2 protein-coding genes are annotated in these 3,083 nt (G+C 58.3%); one reads left to right on the top strand and one right to left on the bottom strand.

Annotated features, from left to right (window positions below):
* Positions 1-90: 90 nt before the first annotated feature.
* Positions 91-1,107, bottom strand: a complete 1,017-nt coding sequence (locus A3AG_RS0100295; protein WP_012354595.1) for a LysR family transcriptional regulator — start codon at positions 1,105-1,107, stop codon at positions 91-93.
* 209 nt (positions 1,108-1,316) lie between these two features.
* Between A3AG_RS0100295 and A3AG_RS32410 the strand changes: the two genes are divergently transcribed.
* Positions 1,317-2,758 (top strand): IS3 family transposase gene (locus A3AG_RS32410; RefSeq protein WP_240074694.1). Its coding sequence is split into 2 segments (ribosomal slippage): positions 1,317-1,779 and positions 1,779-2,758, totalling 1,443 coding nucleotides; the frame shifts between segments, so codons are not numbered across the junction.
* Positions 2,759-3,083: the final 325 nt, after the last annotated feature.

Genomic DNA, 3,083 nt, shown 5'->3' with positions numbered 1-3,083 from the left:
TCGCTCCGAGCTGATAGGTTGGCGTCGTGGCGCATTCAGCTTCCTGTTAAACGGCCAAGCACACTCGATTCGCGTTTGTGCAGAGTATCCCTAACCGAAAGGACTTGTGTCTACGGCGCCTGCCTCCGGTAAGATATTGCGTAGTAATTGCTGTTGAGCCATGTTGTTACTTCTGCCGATGGCCTTGAGCGGATCGCGCAGCACAGCTCTACCAACCTCCATGACGTCGCTCACCACTCGTTGATCGCAACTGCGTTCCGCCCCCCAGAAATTCAAGGCAGCCCATTTTGGGAAACTACAAGGGAGTGCTAGAAGCTGCGTTTCTGGCTCGCGTGTCACCAATGGAATGTTATAATCCAACAGCGAGCAGATGCCACCCGCTGAATGCAGTAGCGTTATCTGCGCATGCCAGGATGGCACCACCGTCTCTCGGTAGCCAGGCGTACCGGCCTGCCGGCTCAGGAAGGCACGTAACGGGCTGCCGGGTTCGCTGTCTTCTTGCAATAGGATCCAGGCATTCTCGCTCTTATCCTCGTTGACTCTGCGCGTGGCGCCGACGAGCCGACGCTGCGTTGCCACGATGTTATGCTGGCGCACACGCTCGGGATGGTGCCCGCTGTCGACGACGAAGGCGCAGTCTAATTCTCCGGCGTCAAGTAGACTGGCAAGCACCGCATCGGCAATCACCGGCCGCGTGACAAAAGTGTCTTGCGGAAACTCTTCGCCTAAGGCGAACAAGATTTCAGTGATGAGGGGATCGCCAATCGATGCCGAAAAGCCTATTGCTACGCGCCTACCACCCTCCTGACGCTTGGTCGTGACCTCCTCTCGGCGTCGAACCAAATCTCCCCATATCGCCAGGATCTGTCGCGCTATCTTTTCCAGACGTATCGCATGCGGTGTGGGCACAAGTATGCCGTTTCCTTTGAAGAACAAGGGGTCACCGGTGATCTCGCCCAAGCGATCGAGACTATAGGACACCGTGCTCACGCTGCGCTGGGTGCATGCTGCGACAGCCCCCAGGTTACGGTACTCCATAACGAGAACAAAGACTTGCAATAGCTTCGTGTTAACATGACGAATTTCCGATAGCGTAGTATTGGACATTCTACCAATATCACCATGCAATGGTGACGCGAGTCTAAAGGACGGGATGGGTATCCAAAAGAAAGATAGACATAAGTCTGGTCCCGTGAATTGATCTGAATCAAAACTTTGCAGACGTCGAAAGATCCTCGTGCACCCCCGGCGTCAGAATTGTTGTCGTGTCACCTGATTTCGATTGACCCAGTCTGGGGGCGGTAGAGTCAGAGTGAATGAGAGCCTATTCAGCAGAGAGAAAGGAAGCGCTGTTGCTCCGCATGATGCCTCCCGAGAACGCGTTGGTGTCAGCGCTGGCAAGGGAGACGGGGATCACGGAGCAGACGCTGTATGCTTGGCGTCGACAGATGAAAGCGCAAGGAGTCCCGGTGCCGGGAGATGGAAAGAACCCCGAGGTCTGGTCCTCGGAAGACAAGTTTGCGGTGGTACTGGAAACCGCGCCGCTCAATGAGGCGGAATTGGCCGAGTATTGCCGCCGCAAGGGTCTTTACGCGGAGCAGATCGCTGCTTGGCGCGAGGCCTGTCGCTCGGCCAATGCCAACGCCGGTGAGCAGGCGCGAGAGCAACTGCTCCAGTCCAAAGGCGACAAGAAGCGTATCCAGCAGCTTGAAAAGGAATTACAGCGCAAGGAGAAGGCGCTGGCGGAAGCGGCCGCGTTGTTGATCCTGAGAAAAAAAGTCCAGGCGATCTGGGGAGAAAAAGAGGACGACTGATCAGCGTCCCAGATCGCCGGTTGTGTATATCGTTGATTCGTGAGGCAGAACGCTCTGGCTGCCGGCTGGCGCAGGCTTGCGACGAGTTGGGTCTGAGCTTGCGCACCTTCCAGCGCTGGGTTCGGGAAGGCGACGAGGTGGTCGCAGATGCTCGCACCACCACTGAGCGGCCAGCGCCAGCCAACAAGCTAAGCGAGGCGGAACGCCAGCAGATTCTTGCCGTGGCCAACAGCGTGGAGTTTGCCAGTTTGCCGCCCAGCCAGATCGTACCGACGCTGGCGGACCGCGGCCAGTACGTGGCCTCGGAGTCGAGCTTTTATCGTGTCTTGCGTAGCGCGTCGCAGCAGCATCACCGCGGTCGTGCGCGCAAGCCCTCGGCCCGGGTGGTGACCAGCCATTGCGCCACCGGTGAAGTGCATCGGGCGGAGTCGGCGGAACTGGCGGCGCTGCTCATGCGGCGAGCCAGTTTGGCCGAAGGTCTGGCTGGACGTCCTCTGGTTCTGCACTCGGATAACGGCAGTCCAATGAAGGGCGCGACGATGCTGGCCACCCTGGAAAACCTGGGGGTGGTCGCTTCGTTCAGCCGGCCGCGCGTGAGCAATGACAACCCCTACGCGGGGTCGCTGTTCCGGACCTGCAAATACCGGCCGGACTACCCGCACCAGGCGTTCGACAGCGTGGACGAGGCACGCGCATGGACGCAGCGATTCGTGCGTTGGTACAACCATGAGCACAAGCCTAGTGCACTGAAATTCGTCACGCCGGCGCAGCGCCACAGTCGCCTCGCCCCGGTGGTGCTGGCGCACCGTGAAGCGGTCTATGCTGAGGCTAAGGCCAGAACGCCTGCGCGTTGGTCAGGGCCGACGCGGAACTGGAGTTTGGCCGACGAAGTCTGGCTCAATCCGGAGCAGATGGAGCTAGCAGAACTAAAGCAGGTTGCGTAAGGTGACGTGACAACTACGTTGACAATCGCCGTGCATGCGGGGCCGCTCATTGAATCGGCGGATTGTTATGCGTTTAGGTTCAAATACAAGCCAACGCCGGGGAAAGCGGCAAGAGCTCGCAAAGAGATTGCTTCGCTCTGGCCAGGTTTGCGTTAAACAATCGAACATGAATTTTCTGGACTGCTTTTCGAAGGGTTTTATCTCCGTGGCATCAGGCACCTTGGAGACCGCCTATCAGGCTGCTGAAGTACTCATCGCGCTAGCGATGAGTTTTTCCCCGCAAGGCGGGGAGCGCTGTTTTTCACAATCCGGAAGCCGGACGTCA

Origin of the sequence: Cupriavidus neocaledonicus, assembly GCF_000372525.1 — a bacterium.
Taxonomy (GTDB): Bacteria; Pseudomonadota; Gammaproteobacteria; order Burkholderiales; family Burkholderiaceae; genus Cupriavidus; species Cupriavidus neocaledonicus.
This window is presented reverse-complemented; position numbering and strand designations above follow the sequence as displayed.

What these genes read in the sequence shown, in the direction of transcription:
- A3AG_RS0100295 (WP_012354595.1), bottom strand. Translation starts at nt 1,107, where the DNA reads ATGTCCAATACTACGCTATCGGAAATTCGTCATGTTAACACGAAGCTA.